General features: G+C 49.2%; 10 protein-coding genes, 2 pseudogenes and 1 CRISPR repeat array. Of the genes and pseudogenes, 11 read left to right on the top strand and 1 reads right to left on the bottom strand.

From position 1 onward, the window contains the following. Nucleotides 1–121 precede the first annotated feature (121 nt). The gene (locus HCG48_RS04510; RefSeq protein WP_168568088.1) at nucleotides 122–619 is read left to right on the top strand and encodes a DnaD domain protein; all 498 of its coding nucleotides are present in this window, start codon (nucleotides 122–124) and stop codon (nucleotides 617–619) included. Between the two features lie 136 nt (nucleotides 620–755). On the opposite strand, the gene HCG48_RS04505 is transcribed toward HCG48_RS04510, so the two are convergent. Then, nucleotides 756–1,607 carry a helix-turn-helix transcriptional regulator gene (locus HCG48_RS04505; RefSeq protein WP_168568087.1) on the bottom strand — a complete coding sequence of 284 codons (852 nt, stop codon included), beginning with the start codon at nucleotides 1,605–1,607 and terminating at the stop codon, nucleotides 756–758. A 121-nt stretch (nucleotides 1,608–1,728) separates the two neighbouring features. Between HCG48_RS04505 and HCG48_RS04500 the strand changes: the two genes are divergently transcribed. From HCG48_RS04500 to argF, 10 genes and pseudogenes are all read left to right on the top strand, one after another. Beyond that, the gene (locus HCG48_RS04500) at nucleotides 1,729–4,437 is read left to right on the top strand and encodes a CRISPR-associated protein Csc3 (RefSeq protein WP_168568086.1); all 2,709 of its coding nucleotides are present in this window, start codon (nucleotides 1,729–1,731) and stop codon (nucleotides 4,435–4,437) included. A 58-nt stretch (nucleotides 4,438–4,495) separates the two neighbouring features. Further along, nucleotides 4,496–5,500, top strand: coding sequence for a type I-D CRISPR-associated protein Cas7/Csc2 (gene cas7d, locus HCG48_RS04495; RefSeq protein ID WP_168568085.1), 1,005 nt, complete (start codon nucleotides 4,496–4,498; stop codon nucleotides 5,498–5,500). A 12-nt stretch (nucleotides 5,501–5,512) separates the two neighbouring features. Next, entirely contained in the window at nucleotides 5,513–6,295 is a 783-nt protein-coding gene (gene cas5d / locus HCG48_RS04490) for a type I-D CRISPR-associated protein Cas5/Csc1 (protein ID WP_168568084.1), read from the top strand. Continuing rightward, a complete protein-coding gene (cas3, locus tag HCG48_RS04485) occupies nucleotides 6,288–8,588 on the top strand; it encodes a type I-D CRISPR-associated helicase Cas3' (protein WP_168568083.1) in 2,301 nt (766 codons plus the stop codon). The genes cas5d and cas3 overlap by 8 nt, the downstream gene beginning before the upstream one ends. A 3-nt stretch (nucleotides 8,589–8,591) precedes the next feature. After that, entirely contained in the window at nucleotides 8,592–9,449 is an 858-nt protein-coding gene (cas6, locus tag HCG48_RS04480) for a CRISPR-associated endoribonuclease Cas6 (protein WP_168568082.1), read from the top strand. A 25-nt stretch (nucleotides 9,450–9,474) separates the two neighbouring features. Continuing rightward, a complete protein-coding gene (gene cas4, locus HCG48_RS04475; protein ID WP_168568081.1) occupies nucleotides 9,475–10,074 on the top strand; it encodes a CRISPR-associated protein Cas4 in 600 nt (199 codons plus the stop codon). Nucleotides 10,075–10,384: 310 nt separating this feature from the next. After that, nucleotides 10,385–11,723: pseudogene (locus HCG48_RS04470) on the top strand (RNA-guided endonuclease InsQ/TnpB family protein). Then, nucleotides 11,693–11,800: pseudogene (locus HCG48_RS04465) on the top strand (CRISPR-associated endonuclease Cas2); the annotation flags it as partial. The pseudogenes HCG48_RS04470 and HCG48_RS04465, both read left to right, overlap by 31 nt. A 99-nt stretch (nucleotides 11,801–11,899) precedes the next feature. Beyond that, a CRISPR array of direct repeats spans nucleotides 11,900–12,455; the repeat unit is 36 nt; unit sequence TTGAAATTCACTCAAATCCCTTTTAGGGATTGAAAC. A gap of 75 nt (nucleotides 12,456–12,530) precedes the next feature. Next, on the top strand, nucleotides 12,531–14,519 hold the full coding sequence (locus HCG48_RS04460) for an ATP-binding protein (protein ID WP_168568079.1): 1,989 nt from the start codon (nucleotides 12,531–12,533) through the stop codon (nucleotides 14,517–14,519). A 339-nt stretch (nucleotides 14,520–14,858) separates the two neighbouring features. Then, the gene (gene argF / locus HCG48_RS04455) at nucleotides 14,859–15,779 is read left to right on the top strand and encodes an ornithine carbamoyltransferase (protein ID WP_168568078.1); all 921 of its coding nucleotides are present in this window, start codon (nucleotides 14,859–14,861) and stop codon (nucleotides 15,777–15,779) included. Nucleotides 15,780–15,868: the final 89 nt, after the last annotated feature.

The following is a 15,868-nucleotide window of genomic DNA, read 5'->3' as shown; positions in this document are numbered from 1 at the left end:
GATCGCTCGTTTAGCTTCGGTCGTCGATTTATTTTTGAGGCTTCCGGAATGGCGAAAACAGGCTCGAAAAACACATATAACGCCAAATTAGCCAAGGCGCGATCGCTCGCGATGATTTGCTATGATGACTCCTTCTGCATCCTTACCCAGCTCCCCGACGCCCGAATCCAACCCGTCCGACTTACAATCGGGGGAAGAACGACCGATCGACCAAACCACTTTATTATCAACTCAAGGTCTTGAAAAAGATAGCGACTGGCTCGGTGAAAAGTTACACGATTTGTGTGACGAACTCGGACTCTCTAAGCCAGAAGATCTGATTGCCATTGTCGTTCAATGGGCTCACGTTGAGAAAGAAGCCTCGATAGAGCGGGAATTGAACCAAGTTAAAAAAGTTCTCGACGACTCGATCGATTTGGGGATTTTGACGAAGGAAGAAGCGATCGAGCGGTTGGAGAAAAAACGCAAAGATTTGAAAAAACCACCGTTGCTCGATGCTTTACTCAACAATAAAGAGCAAGAAACCCTTTATCGAATTTTAATGGATTCTCAATCGGATATCGAAGCCATTCGCGAAGAAATTAGAATTATTATTCGCTTGTTTTTCGGAAAGCAATAAATACAATTCATCGAAACGTAACGGAAAAGGTGGTAATATTGCCACCTTTTTTTTGATAATTGGCTCGATCGCTTTCTGAATCGTTCCAGAACCCCGGAATTTTTAAGAGGCTGGGGTTCCGACTCATCAACCCATATTAAGAAGAATAGCGATCGAGCATTTTTCGATATTCTTGCATCATCAGTTGACGCAGGCTATCGGGAGCGATAACTTCGCAATCTTCGCCATAGCGTCGAATGTCTCTGGCTAACCAGAAGGGATTGGCGACGCGACGCACCACCTGGCGCACGCCATTCACCTCTCGATCTTCGATATCGATGTCCTTTTTGGGTTCGTAGGCTTTGACCATGCCGCTATAAAAGTGTAAGTGTACTTTTATCGTATCCAAGCCTTCCTCTCGCCAAGAGGCGTCTGTGGGGACGATGGACTGAATGCGATCGAGCCGCAGACAGCGATTGTGACGGAGTTCGGGAAACTGGCTGTCTTGCACGTCCTCTGTTTCGTCGCACCAAACATGCAGGTAGTAGCGTTTTTCGTGAAAGTCGAACTGCGCGTAACGGACAGTGTACGTATACTCTTCTCCTTGGCTGTTGCGATAGAGAACCCGGAACGGTTGGCGGTTTTTCCGATGTTCTTCCACGACAACGCGCCAAGGTTGCCCGGTTTGACCGATGGTTCGCATGAGTTCCTGATGGAAAGAGGGGTCTAGGTCGCCGCGATCGAGCATGAGTTGCAATAGGGTTTGCGCTTTATCCACAAATCCCGTGTCGATGAGGAGATCTGTGGCCTGTTGCAATACAGCTAATTGCCGAGGTGTAAGTACAAAAGTTTCACCGAGTTCGTACTCTTCTTCGGCGATCGCGACGATTAAGCCGGAGATACTGGGGGATTTGCCCCACATGATGCCCAGACGACGGGCGATCGCCTCCAGTCGCGCCTTCGTCCCTGGGGGGATTGACAGTGTGATTGTCTCTTTTTTACGTGCCATTACCAAAAGTGTAATTGTACTATTGACATTCTGGGTCGTGAATGCAATTATAGTTTTAGTGTAATTACAAATAAAGCGCATAACTGCAAATCGCAGTGTTTTTCACTGGGGAGAATCACCAATGGCTCGCCTGGCCGACCTGCTTCCAGGTCAACCTAAATCCCTCGACGAACGGTATTTCAGCGAAATTCGTCCCAAGCTGTACCAACACCACGGCAAACACGCTCAACACGGTACTCGCCGAGGTCGCAGTCTTGCCGAACATCTCGACTCCGCCTGTCAGTTCGTCCTCACGGTCAGCAAAATTGCCGGAGTTCCCGAGGACAAGCGATCGCAAATTCTCGCGGCAACTGCTGTTCACGACTTGAACAAATTTGACGAAAAGGGACGCAACGTCAAAACCTTGGCACGCGATCGCACCTTTCTCCGAGAACAACTCGATCGCGCCTATGTCGCCGACTTGGTAAAAAACGACGCAGATCTCGAACGGGTTCGTCGCCTTATCGAACGTCATTCAGACCACAACGTTAGCGATGGAATGCGATTTTTACCCGAAGATCCCGAAATCGATCGCTGGTCGGCGATGGTGGTGGCGGCGGACTTATTCGACTTAGGAATTGACGACAACTTACGAATTCGCAAAGTTGAAAATAAACTCACCATTGCCCTTCAACGTCCCTGTCGTTTGTTTCGCATCAGTTTAGCAGAAGATCGCGGTTACTTTACCTCGCTGTTGTTGTCCGCTTGCGAAAAAGTCTTGTGCGATCGCGGTTTAACGACGTTGGCGATCGAACCCAACGGTCAAATTTTCCTCGGCGAAACCTTTCCCGAAGCAGACATCGCCCCTGACATCGCTCGACACTGGCAAAAACAGATCGATCGTACCTTCGGTTCTAACGTCAAACAGCTAGTCAAACCCAGCAAAGATGGCATTAAAATCGACACGCAAGCCGTCCAACAAAACCCCGATGCGGCTCTCGATGCCGTTGACGAACTACTCGTCAAAAAAGCCAGCAGTTACAAAGCCGACAAAGTTCGCGAAACCATCGAAAAATACGGTAACGACGCCGGAGAAGATGCCCTCACCGCCGCCGCACAACTCGGATTGCAACCCGTTTCCAATGCCGAAGAATTTGCCATCTCCGAAGGCTTAAAATCTCTCTATCTCAGCTATCGAGAAGCAGAAATCAACCCCAAAGAAGCATGGAATCGCATCGCCGAACAAGTTGGAATTTCTCCCGAACAGCGAACCGCTCTCGAACCCTTTAACCCCCAATACGGACGGGGTTTGTTCGCCGCCAAAGTCGTTTCAGGAGGATTGCCCACCATCTACGAAGCATTAAAAGAGTCCTTCCAACTTCGTACAACTGACGAAGTAGAAGCCTCACAAGAACTCATCGACGCCGTTCGACAACTGCTCAATTTTCCCACAACCAAACCATTACCAGGGATTCAGGAATTAACTGCATACATTGATGCTAATCCTCGCAAGCGATGTTCGCTAGGAACCACATCCAATCAGATTGAAGAACTGATTTCGAGCAAAATGCCGCCCGAAACCAAAGTTCAGGCATTTTCCAATCGTCTTCCGGGCGGAATGAGTGCAGAACCCAAACGGCGAGGCGATACCCTTTCAGCCTTAGCTTATCAGTTAATGGCAGTGGGTGCAAATTTCCCTAAAAGCGTCAAACAAGAACCTGTTTATTTACACTTTGCACTTCCCTCGGGTTCTAATGTGGAACTGCGGCGAATTTGGCGAGAGTTCCTGAAAAAGACTGCCCAAATCAACGAAGATGGAACGGTAACAGTTGACGAACTGGAACTGTATCGCAAAAACGAGACGATCTTTAAAGCTAATAAAGTGGTCGGCTTTGCCTTTCCCAAACGTCCGGATTTCGTCAATTCCACCGTTACAATTCCCGTTCTTTGGGGAGATGTCAATAATTCAGTGGCTCTACTCAAGTCTTTACGACTGGCATTAGAACTCAGTTTATCGTTCGAGATGGGATTTCCCTTTATTCTCAGTTCCAACTTAGAAATTAAACCCACTTGGAACGATTTCGGACAAGTCGAAGGAATTCCCTCTTCCTTACAGCCATTGCTGGGAAGCGGTCAATATCTTCGAGACGGTCATCTTGCCGAAAAAGAGCGTCAAAAAACACTCACCGCCGAGGATGTTTTAGAGCGGTTGCGTTGCGTGGGAGAACTAGCGATTTCTGTTGCTAGTCTTCAGAAAAAAGATGATTGTCTTTACGATTTAGCCCGTGCTACCACTCGCCCCCTCAATCTGTATTACGTTCTACTGCGTTGGGTTTTACGAGAGCAGGACGACCCGAATTTAGAAGCCGTTTGGCGACGTATTCGAGAGCCATTACATCAATTACTGGAGAATCTTATGTCAGACGAACATACTCGGATTTCCGATTATCTCAAACAAGCGGCAAAAATTGCCGAAACCGGAAAACTTCGCGGAAGTTCGTTTCGTCGAACTGCTCAATCCGAACCGTTTTCTGAATTTATTAAAGCGGTGCGATCGAAAAAATCACACATGGACTGGGATACCGTCTTTGCTGCACTGGTTCAGCAATATCACACCCGGCTCGATCGCATTCGAGAGCATGGGGTAGGCGCGACCAAATACGAACAGGTCAAACAGTTTTACGAGGTTTTAAAAAAGCTGTTTGAAGAAGTGTATAACTCTCGTCCCGAACGTCTGCTGACCGACAGCAAAACCCTCGAAGCCGCCTATCTCTTTTTCTTGCAGGAAGCTCGTCAAGAGCTTAAAGCAAAAAACGAGGAATCTTCCGAGGTTCAACCTGAAGCGAAATAGTCTTTAAAATTCGCGAATTCATTTAACCCACCACCGAAAAATACCGGAGAAATTGAAAATGTCGATCGAGAAATTACAATCCTTCCTCGCCCCCAACTACGAAAACTTTCCCAAAGGTCGAACTATTGGCGTAGTCGTACTTCGGACGACCCAATCAGAAACCATTTTCCGAACCGAAGGAACGGGCGAACCCATGTGTCGCGAATCCGTACAAGCCGGAGTTCAAAACACCGAATCGATTCTGCGTTTAGTCATGACCAAACGCAAACAAGTCGCCCCCGAACGGCGGCGGGGACGGGAATTTTTACGAAATCACGAGTTGCTTTATACTGCCCCAAAAAGCGATTCACCTTGCTCCCTCAACACCAACGCGCCTTGTGAAATGTGCGTCGATTGTTTCCTTTACGGATTTGCAGCGGGTGGAGAAGGCGCACAAAAAAGCCGCATTTGGACAGAAGATGCATTTAGCGTATTGCCCTCAACTGAACTCATTGGCGATCGCACCATCAACGCTGTATTTGAAACCGGAACCATGCGGGACGAAAAAGGCAACGCCTCCACCGCTCTCAAAACCAGCGAATACATCAAACCCGGCGTTCACTTTCTCGATATCGCCACCTTAAAAGACGTCACCGCCGACGAATTACGCTACGCCTTGGGCAACCTACTTCTCACCACTCGTTACGGCGCCGTTTCCAGCCGAGTCGGACGCATGGAAAACCAAATTCTCGGCGTATTTGGCGGCATTTCCGAACTGCCCAGTTCCCTCGAACTCGTGCAAGGCGTTTACGATCGCCTCATTGCCGAAAACGTCGCCCTCGAACATCCCTTAAACACAAACGCTCTCATCGAAGCCACCCAATCTGTCATCAACACTTGGACGAACAAACGGGGGATTTCCATGCAACTGTCATCCGAAGAACTCGACGCACTCATCGAGGATATCGATCGCCATTGGTCGCTCGACGAACAAGAAACCTTTCTCAAACGATTGGACGAATCCTATCAACCCTATCGCCAAATCAAACAACAATCGACCAAGAAAGGGCGCAAAAACAAATAAGAGGAACACCTCATGCCACAATCAGAACTCAACCTAAGCGATTCCCCGACCTTTACCACCGCCCGCCTCGTCGAATTGTGGTGTGCTGAACCGGTGTTTTTCGCCTCCCGAGAACTCTCCGACACCTACTATACCGAAGGAGCGATCGGAAACTACGCCCTCGCCTACGCCCTCGGTTGGGCGAGGGCGCCCTATCGCCTGACGGGGAAAGACACCGGACGACCTCGGTATCGAGAAGACCTCACGCCGCTTGCGGGACAACATTACATTCTCCCCGCCTGGCCAGTTGAAAACAGTCCCTCCTATCGTTTTGAGCGGTTTAACGCCCTCTCCGATGCCTACTGGTACGCCATGACGAACAATCGCGTCGCCACCGCCAGGGAAGATTTACCGCTCAAACGAACTGGAAAAAAACCCAACACTTACCGTCCGAGTAACTTTCCCCAAACCGGACGATTGCGAATTATCGATCGCGGAAATCGCTTTCAAACCCTCGTTTTTGGCGAAGGCGAACTTCCTGAATACATCCGCGTGGGCAAATTTACGAGCAAAGTGCGCGTTGACGTGGGGGAAGCATTACCCGTTCGACAATTGCCCGCCGATACCTATCGTTGCAACACCTATCTCAACTCAGCCGATTTGCCACCCGACCTCGAACCGTTCGCGTTCGATTTAATTGCCATTCCGCCAGCCTCTCTGTTGAAAAACCTTCAATTTCATGGTGAAGCATGGCAAATTGGAAACTTCCTAATTCCTGCAAATCTAGAATTTTTAGGAGGAAACTCCCGTGAATAATCTCCACATCACCCTCGAACCCGCCCAAATTGCCGCTTGTACTGAAACCGATTTACCCGACGCTCTCAAAAAAGTCTTTGGAGGCAAGGCTTTACAGCATCAAGTGGATGTTTATAACGCAGCCAAAGACCACGATTTAATTCTCGACCTCTCTGCAACCGGAACGGGAAAAACGAAAGCCGGATTCAGTGTGGTTTTGGAAAATCCGACGCGAAATGTGGTTTACGTTGCTCCTACGAATGCCCTCGTCGAACAACAAACGATCGCCGCCGAAAAATTTGTCAAAGCAGCAGGTTTACCCCACGTTGTGAAAGCGGCTTCAGCCAAGCACGTGAATTCTTGGCCAAACGATCGCGTCGGACGGCGTGCGGGTGAAAAAATCTACAACGTTCTGCAAGATCCTTCAACGCTATTTCCTGAATGTGGCGGCGGTCGTCCTGTTTTACTGGTGACGAATCCCGATATTTTTTACTACGCTGCTTTTTTTCAATACAATCGGCGCGATCGCTCCAACATCGCTAGCATTTTTTACAAAAGTTTCGCGACCGTCATTTTCGATGAGTTTCATCTGTACGATGCCAAACAATTGGTGAGTTTGTTATTTTATTTAGCCGTTTCTCACGTTTTTGGCTATTTCCAAAATAACCGTAAAGTCGTCTTGCTCACAGCCACTCCCGAACCCGCTTGTGAAGAAGCCTTAAAAACGCTAGAAACAGACGGCGTTCGGGTCGCTCTAATTGACGGGAATGGGAAAACTGGACATCTCATTCCCTCGCAAACTGCAGTCAATCTCGAAGTGCGATCGTATCCCGAAAAAGACGAAATTATTCGAGAAATCGTCGGAGAAGTTTGCGATCGCATTCAAAATCGACCCGACGACAACGGCGCAGTGATTTTGGACTCCAAAGATACCCTCAATGCCATTTCAACAGAATTGCGCGATCGCGGTTACGAACATTATTGCGGACGCATTACCGGAGATACACCAAAAGAAGACCGTCCCAAAGCGGCTCAAAAACAAGTCATTCTCGCCACCAGTACCGTTGATGTCGGATTCAACTTCGAGCGTGAAATCGAACGCGATCGCCAAAACCTCGACTGGTTAATTTTCTCCTCGCGCGATCGCTTCTCATTTTGGCAGCGAATCGGACGAGTGGGACGGGTTTTAGGGAAAGTTAAAACCGATATTTCTTCTCATGCGATCGTCTATTTACCCCAAGAAGTTTGGCAACAAGGACTGCAAAATCTCGACGGTTCTGGCGGACGAGAAGCACTCCAAAAAACCCTGGAAAGCTTGGAGTGTATGCAACGACCCTTTCTCAATATTTACTGGCGTTCCGAAGCCTTTTTAGAAATTGCTCGTCCGTTACTAGAACTCGAAACCAGTCTCATCAATACCCCAGGAGAACACCTCATTTCTCAACTCTATCAAACCTTGCAAAGTGTACTCGGTGGAAACCGACCTTGGAAAGAGTATCGACAACGAATGAAGATTTTACAAGGAGCAGAAAACATTGCCAAAACCAAAATTGAGAAAATCCCAAAAGATTGGAAGTATATCAAAGGCGGTCAAAATTGCGTCAAGAGTTTCCTCAAGGCTTATTGTTCTGAAGACTGGGAAGATGTGAAATCTGGACGAGTTGCGATCGAACAACTAGAACAAGAGATTTTAAGCCAGCGATATTACACCGAAAAACTCAAACACTATGCCAGGATTTTACAAATCAGCTACGCTCCCTTATTTCGCTTCCGTGATAGCTTATTTGAAAACGTCAAAATTGAAGATCCAAAAGGATTTCTTCTCGATAATTGTGGCGAAACGAATCTCGATCCTCTGCATCTATTGCGATTTTACGAATTTGTTTCCGACGGCGATCGCATTCTCGTCACCGAACGCGCCAAACAGCCCTACAATCTAAGTTTTTCTCTGAATCTTACCAATCTCAATATCGATCTCGATGAATTTGCCAACACTCAACTGTCGAAACTCTATGCTTTTCAAAACTGTCAAATCCAGCGAGGTATTGGTGAAATGATGCGATCGACTGCAATCATTGCCGAACTCACCCCACCCCTCTTACCCGGTGTCATCGTTAAAGAACATCTAAATAATCGCTGGGCAATTTTTAAACTCAAAAAACAAGGATTAGACTGTTATCCCATCACAGTCTGCGACAATTTTGGGCGAGAAGAAAAATATACTTTCTTTCCGAGTCTTTCAGGAATTTTAGCGATCGCAACCGCAGGATTTGCCTTAAAATGTCCCGACAACGAAGAATTTTGGTGCGTTTAAACCATGCCTCACAGTCTTGTTTTCAACTTCCTTCCCGAAAACCCCATCTATCCCGAATACGCCACCGGAAGACATCTTCACGCCCTATTTCTCACCGCCGTCAACGCCGTAGACTCGCAACTGGCGACTCACCTCCACGAAACCAAAACCGAAAAAGCCTTCGCCCTTTCACCGTTGCAAGTAGTGCGCCATCCTCGCCGAAACCAACGCGCCTCCGTTCCCCCGATTTTGCAATTCCAACATCGCTATCCCATCCAACCCGAAACCCCCTGTTGGTGGCGTGTTTCTCTCCTCGACGACAGCCTTTTCAGAAAACTCAGCCATCTTTGGTTGAACTTAAATTCAGGACAACCTTGGCATTTAGGCGCAGCCAATTTGCACGTTACCAGTATTCTCGGAACTCCACAATCAACGCAACCTTGGGCGAACGCAGCATCTTATGCCGAACTTTACGAAAACGCGTCCGATCGCAACCGTCGAATATCGTTTCAGTTTTCCACACCCGTAGCCTTTCGACAGCAAAAATACGATACCGCTCTTCCCTCTCCGGAATCTGTTTTTAAAAGCTTGTTGAATTCTTGGAAGAAATACAGCACTATCGAACTGCCCGAATTTTCAACAGAATCCATTTTTCCATGCTTCTTTAAGCTTAACACAGAAATCGCCGAATTTGAATTTCGTAAAAAAGGGAAGTCGGGCAAATTTATTGGAGCCGTAGGAAGTATCGACTACCGCATTTTAGGCGATGTCTCTACCGCCACAATTCAAACCTTGAATACCTTGGCAGACTACGCCTTATATTCAGGTATCGGACGGAAAACCACGATGGGGATGGGAATGGCGCGAAAAATGGATCGATAATCCCTAAAAAATAGGAGAACGAACCATGACAGAAATGTTAACAGAAGTGGCGATCGCCTCGCTGAACCATTTCACTTACTGTCCTCATCGGTGTTGGCGAATGTTTTGTGCGGGAGAGTTTGTTGAAAACGCTTACACCGTTGAAGGAAGTACGCTACACGATCGCGTCCATACCCTCGGAGAAGGATTTCGCGAAGACACCTGGCAAGTGCGATCGATCTGGCTCAAATCGCAAAAATACGGCTTAGTCGGAAAAGCCGATCTCGTCGAATCCAAAGCCGGAGAAATCTACCCCGTAGAATACAAACGAGGGCGGAAAAATCCCTGGGAAAACGACGCCTTACAAGTCTGCGGCCAGGCGTTATGTTTAGAAGAATTAACGGGCCGTTCGATTCCCACAGGTTACGTTTATTCCTTGCAATCTCACCAACGACAGGACATCGTCCTCGATGACAAATTGCGTCGAGAAACCATCGCCACCATCGAGTCCGTTCGTCAGATGTTGCAAACCGGAGAAATGCCCCCAGCCCTATACTATACGACCAGCTGTCGCGGGTGCAGTTTGTACGGCGGCTGTTTGCCTCAAGCCGCGTCGAAAGTCGAGCGATATCAAGAGATAGGGTGAAGAGAAGGTCGCCAGAGGAGGAAAGTTCGCAATCTCTCCTCATCTCCTTATCTCCCTTCTTTCTCCCTCAAATCAACACATTATATATAAGAGGAACCCAAAATGGGAACGGTATATATTACCCAAGAAGATGCGTTTTTGGGGAAAGTAGACGAGCGGTTGAGCGTGAAATATCAGCGCGATCGCCTATCAAGATCCGTCGCAGTACTCCGCCCATAGCCGAAGGCTTGGGGGGTGGTGAAGCGACGGGAGGGAGTTGTTCGCTTAAGCCTAGGGAACAAATATTTATTTTCTAAGCTAAGATAGTTTCATGCTGAACATGACCTGGGAATTCAAGCTAGAACCAACGGCGGAGCAGGTTTGTGAGATCGAACACATTTTAGATGTGTGTCGCGATGTCTGGAACTTTGCCCTGCGGGAACGTAAGGATTGGCTGAGTTCCCGCAAGTCCCCAGTAAATGCCTGTTCGATCCGGCAGGAGTTTATCTTGCCAGCGGACGAGCCATTTCCCAGCTATCACGTTCAGTCCAAGCGGCTAACGGTGGCGAAGTCGAAATACCCCCGATTAAAGACTGTTAACGCTCAGGTACTTCAACAGGTTCTCCAAAAACTGGAAGCCTCCTGGGAGTCCTGGCGATTGAAGCGGTCTGGTCTTCCACGGTTTAAAAAACCCAACCGGATGCGGTCGTTCGTCTTCCCCCAGATGCTCAAAAACTGTATCCCCCCAACCCCCCTTGGGAAGGGGGGCGAAGGGGGGATTAAGCTGTCGCAACTGGGATGGGTTCGGGTTCGGTGGTCACGGAAAATTCCTAATTTATTTCAGGCAAAACAAGCTCGAATTGTTCGTAAGGCATCGGGCTATTTTGTCATGTTGAGCCTTCAGGCTGATGTTGATATTCCCGATGTTGCCCCTCACGGGCATCCGGTTGGGATTGATGTTGGTCTGGAGTATTTTCTTTCGACTTCCGATGGGGAACAGGTCAAGCGACCCCGCTTTTTCGATAATCTACACCGCAAGCTGAAATTGCTGCAACGCAGATTGAAGAACAAGCAGAAGGGGTCTGCTAACTGGCTGAAGCTCCAGAGGAAGATTGCGAGAGTTCATCAACGCATTGCCGATACGCGAAAGGACTGGCACTTCAAGTTGGCTCACCGCCTCTGCGATAGTGCAGGGATGATATTTGTGGAAGATTTGGACTTCCGCATCATGGCAAAAGGGATGCTGGGTAAGCACACCCTGGACGCTGGGTTGGGGCAGTTTGTCAATCAAATCTTGCCGTGGGTGTGCTGGAAGCGGGATGTATATTACGGCAAGGTGGATGCTCGTGGTACGTCTCAGGAATGCCCGGATTGTGGGGCTGAGGTACGCAAAGACCTCTCAACCCGGATTCATTACTGCCATAACTGCGGGTCAATCAAACCCCGTGACGTAGCCAGTGGACAAGTTATCTGTACCCGTGGGCAACGGGGAATCAAAAATGCCTGTGGAGTCGAGGCGACGGGGGATCGGGTCACTGATTCTAGTTGGCTGGCTGTGAAGCAGGAAATCTTTGGGGCGACCCAAGGAATCTCCACGCATAATCTTTGATTTGCGTGGAGAGGATGTCAAGGGGAGTGGATGCAGTACAGTGTGTTCGAGTGCGATTTAACGGATACGCAGTACGCCCGTTTGCGGCAACGGTTGCAGAAGTTGATTCGACCGGAGACGGACAATATCCTGTTTTATTTTTTGCGAGGGAAGAATCAAGGTACCGTCGAGCGCATTGGCTGTCCCCCAGGGATTGAAACAAAAAGAAGACGGCGACCATCAATACCGCCAAGCAAGTTGAAATTCACTCAAATCCCTTTTAGGGATTGAAACCTGGCTCATTAGCGGATCGGGCGCCAACGGAATTGTTGAAATTCACTCAAATCCCTTTTAGGGATTGAAACTAATGGCTATTCCAGGGGGAGCGTGCGATTTTTTGTTGAAATTCACTCAAATCCCTTTTAGGGATTGAAACGCCGAGCTTCGGCAACTATGCCGAGACAGGAGACGTTGAAATTCACTCAAATCCCTTTTAGGGATTGAAACAGCAACAGGACTGGCAGTTGGCGCACCACAACCCGTTGAAATTCACTCAAATCCCTTTTAGGGATTGAAACGGGAACCCCAGAAAAGGATGGGAATAGGTGATTTTTAAGCTTGAAATTCACTCAAATCCCTTTTAGGGATTGAAACTCTAGATATTTTGAATCACTTTCATTCACAGTAATCATCTGTTGAAATTCACTCAAATCCCTTTTAGGGATTGAAACGGGCTTGTTCGATCGCCTGCGGTTGCACCGAAAAGTCCGGTTTCGGGTTGAAATTCACTCAAATCCCTTTTAGGGATTGTTTTATAATTTAATCATCGATTTCTTTTTCAAATAGCTTTTCCCCGCACCATTTTAGTAAAATTCATAAAATTTTAGCCATGAATCGTGCATCGATCGCCACTTGGGAACGCGCCAACTCCCAATATACAATCGCTGTAGCGGCGCATATTCATCGCCTCTTAGAACAATATGTCGCCCGCAAACAGAATTTAAGTGTCGATCTTCCTCCTCTCGATAACAGTTTATACGAGAACTTAGGACGGGAAATGAACCCGCCGCCACGGTTAGAAACCCTCTGTCAAAAGTTTGGACTGTCCGCCTTCGAGCGCCAAATTGCGATCGCCTGCATGGCGATGGGATTATTTCCGAGTTTTCGCGGGTTGTGCGCGAACGCCCACGGCTCGCCCCAAATGCCCTACCCCACCTTTACCTTAGCCTGGGAAGTCTTTCCAGAGGCGCATTGGAGCGCCTTTACTCCCCAAGGTCCCTTGCGACGGTGGCAACTGTTGCAACTGGGAAGCGCTCAAGTCGTCACCTTGTGTCCCTTACAAATAGACGAGAGTATTCTGCACTACTTGATGGGAGAACCCTATCAAGACGATCGCCTCGCGGGAATCGTGCGAGGGTTCGACCCCATCGAGAGCGAAATCAGCTCCCTACAACCGTCCCACCGCCAAATTGCGGAACGAGTGACCGCCGTCTTGAGTGCGCCGACGGGTTCCGGTGTGGTTCCCGTGGTGCAACTGTGCGGGACTTCGCCCGTGGAAAAATGGGCGATCGCCCGTGCTGCCGCGCGTGCCATGCAATGCCCCCTCAAGGCGATCGCGGTAGCCCGTTTACCGGACAACCTCCAGGAATTAAGCCAGGTGATGCGCCGTTGGGAACGGGAAGTGGTTTTGAATCAAAGCCTCTTATTAGTCGATGGCGATCGCCTCATTGTCGGGGATCTCCCCCAAACCCAGAACCTGCTTCAACTGATTGAAGACACCCAAACTCCCTTAATTCTGCTGACGGGCGATCGCCTGCACGGCGCCCCTGCTTCCCTCGTCAGCTTCGACGTTCCCAAGCTCTCCCACCAAGAACAACTCGCCGTTTGGCAACAACAACTCACTCAAGTCGGCGTCGAACTCAACGGTCGCCTCGATCGCCTCGTCAGTCAATTTAACCTCAACCCCGCCATCATTCACACCGCCTCATTACAACTCGAAACTCACCATCCTCACGATCGCATAGTCGAACAACTGTGGGACTTCTGCCGCTTGCAAGCCCGTCCCCACCTCGACGACCTCGCCCAACGCATCGACTGTAACGCCACTTGGGACGATTTGATTTTACCGGAAAAAGAAAAAGCAGTTTTGGCCGATATTGCCGCCCACGTCAAACAACGGGCGACGGTTTACGAAACCTGGGGATTTGCTGCCAAAAGTTCGCGCGGGTTGGGAATTAGCGCCCTATTTTCCGGTCAAAGTGGAACCGGAAAAACAATGGCGGCTGAAGTTTTAGCCCGAGAATTTAACTTAGATCTCTATCGGATCGATTTAAGTGCGGTGGTTAGCAAATATATCGGCGAAACCGAGAAAAATTTACGGCGAATTTTCGATGCTGCCGAAACTGGAGGCGCGGTCTTGTTATTCGACGAAGCCGATGCCTTATTTGGCAAACGAACGGATGTTAAAGATAGCCACGATCGCCATGCCAATGTCGAAGTCAGTTACTTATTACAACGGATGGAAGCGTATCGCGGCTTGGCGATTTTAACGACGAACTTAAAAAATGCGATCGACCAAGCTTTCTTGCGGCGGATTCGCTTTGCAATTCCCTTTCCTTTCCCCGACGCCCAGGCGCGCAGTGAGATTTGGCAGCGTATTTTTCCGCCTCAAACACCGACGAACGAATTAGATTTTAAAAAATTGGGAAAACTGAGTGTTGCTGGGGGAAATATCCGCAATATTGCTTTAAATGCGGCCTTTTTAGCGGCGGATGCCGGGGAGGCGATCGCCATGAAACACATTCTCAAAGCGGCGCAAAGTGAATACGTAAAAATGGAAAAAACCCTGACAGATTCGGAAGTGCGCGGCTGGGTTTAGGGATTTTAGAGTTTAGAGACTGTTCATCAAACAAACATTAACGGATCTGTTTGAAAGGAGTGTCCTATAGAGGTTTGGAGAGCAAACCCCTACAGGATTTTTTGATATTTTCTCGATCGACAATCTCTTAGATTTTGGATGGCGATCGCCTGCGCGGTCTATTCCCCTTCGGCGAGACTGGATGCAGACGGCGGTCTCGGGGTTGTGTGGCGCTTCGCGATCGCGTGCAATTGTCAAAGATTCTCAACAGGGTTGAGGACGGCGTTTCTCCAGCCTTCAGAATCTGCTACTGTTTTGATGTAATCGCGCGTACATTATGGGGCAGTTGTGAGGAGCCACATGAACCCTTTACAAGGACGAGATTTTTTGAGCGTAGCCGATCTGTCGCGAGCCGAACTCCACAGCTTGCTCGATCTGGCGGCGCAGATGAAAGATGGAACGATCGCTCCTCGTTGCGAAAAGGTGCTGGGGTTGCTGTTCGATAAAGCTTCGACGCGGACGCGGGTGAGTTTTTCGGTCGCGATTTACCAACTCGGCGGTCAGGTCATCGATCTCAACCCGAACGTGACTCAGGTGAGCCGGGGGGAACCGCTACCGGATACGGCGCGGGTGTTGGACCGTTATCTCGACGTACTCGCGATCCGAACGTTTGCTCAAGAGACCTTGCGCGGATATGCGGATTATGCCAAGATTCCGGTGATTAACGCCTTGACCGATCTCGAACACCCGTGTCAGGCATTGGCGGATTTACTGACGATTCGCGAAACCTTCGGCCAACTCGAAGGGGTGACGTTGACCTATCTCGGCGATGGCAATAATGTCGCCCATTCGCTCCTGTTGGCGTGCGCGATGACTGGGGTGAACGTTCGGGTGGCGACGCCGGAAAATTATTTACCCGATCGCACCATTGTGGCGCAAGCAGAAGCCTTGGCGCAAGGAAAGAGCGAGGTGGTGGTGACTCGGGATGCGGTGGCGGCGGTCGAGGGTTCCCAGGTGCTGTACACGGACGTATGGGCGAGTATGGGTCAGGAAGATCAGGCGGACCGTCGGATCCCGATTTTTATGCCCTATCAGGTGAGTGAAGCGCTGTTGAGTCACGCGGAGGACGAGGCGATCGTGCTGCACTGTTTGCCCGCTCATCGCGGCGAGGAGATTACGGACGGGGCGATTGAGGGATCGCAGTCGCGGGTATGGGATCAGGCGGAAAACCGGATGCACGCTCAGAAAGCATTATTAGCCAGTGTTTTAGGGGCGGTTTGAAGGCGACGGGTCGATCTCATTTGCAGACAAGGGGATCGCGCCGGGGCGATTCTGAGATAGAGTAAAGAGAGCTTTACAAATCTTGAGGA

The organism is Oxynema aestuarii AP17, assembly GCF_012295525.1.
In the GTDB taxonomy this organism is placed as follows: domain Bacteria; phylum Cyanobacteriota; class Cyanobacteriia; order Cyanobacteriales; family Laspinemataceae; genus Oxynema; species Oxynema aestuarii.
Note: the sequence above shows the minus strand (reverse complement) of the source record. Positions and strands in the feature narration are given on the sequence as shown.